Source organism: Geitlerinema sp. PCC 9228 (assembly GCF_001870905.1).
Taxonomy (GTDB): Bacteria; Cyanobacteriota; Cyanobacteriia; order Cyanobacteriales; family PCC-9228; genus PCC-9228.
This window is the reverse complement of sequence record NZ_LNDC01000215.1, coordinates 345-1098: the sequence shown is the minus strand read 5'-3', so window position 1 is coordinate 1098 and position 754 is coordinate 345. Positions and strand designations below refer to the sequence as shown.

General features: G+C 44.8%; 1 protein-coding gene. It reads left to right on the top strand.

Features of this window, described 5'->3' with window-relative positions:
• On the top strand, window positions 1–754 hold a 754-nt coding region (locus tag AS151_RS22365; protein ID WP_084639826.1), incomplete at both ends, for a hypothetical protein.

The following is a 754-nucleotide window of genomic DNA, read 5'->3' as shown; positions in this document are numbered from 1 at the left end:
CCATGTCTGAAAATACCACCAATGAAAATCCAACCAACGAATACGATAGCCCCTGGAAAGAAGCCCTCGACCTGTACTTTCCCGAATTTCTTCATCTCCTTTATCCCCACGTCTATCAAGACATTGATTGGTCGCAAGGCTATGAATTTTTAGACATCGAACTGCAAAAAGTCGTGCGGGATGCCGAACTAGGAAAACGCCTCGCCGATAAACTCGTTAAAGTTTCTAAAAACAACGGCGAACCAACCTTATGCTTCGTGCATATTGAAGTGCAAGGGCAATACGACCGTCACTTTGCCCAACGCATGTTTGTTTACAATTATCGCATCTACGACCGCTACGAACAACCCGTCAACAGTTTTGCCATTCTTGCCGATGAAAATCCCCAATGGCGACCGCAAGAATTCGGTTATGGAGACTGGGTCAGCTATATGGGATTGCGTTTTCAACCGTTGAAACTCCGGGATTATCGCCAACAAAAAGAACAGTTGATGGCTAGTTCCAATCCTTTTGCTGTTTTCATTCTTGCCTATTTGGCAGCCAGCGAAACCAAAAACAACTACCAACAGAGATTCCAGCAAAAATGGATACTAGTGCGGGGATTGTACGAACGTGGCTATACTAGAGAACAAATCCTGGAATTATTTCGACTGATTGACTGGGTGTTGTCGTTACCCGAAGCCTTGGCACAGGAGTTTGACCAACAGCTAACCAATTACGAGGAGGAACAACGTATGCCCTATATTACCAGTAT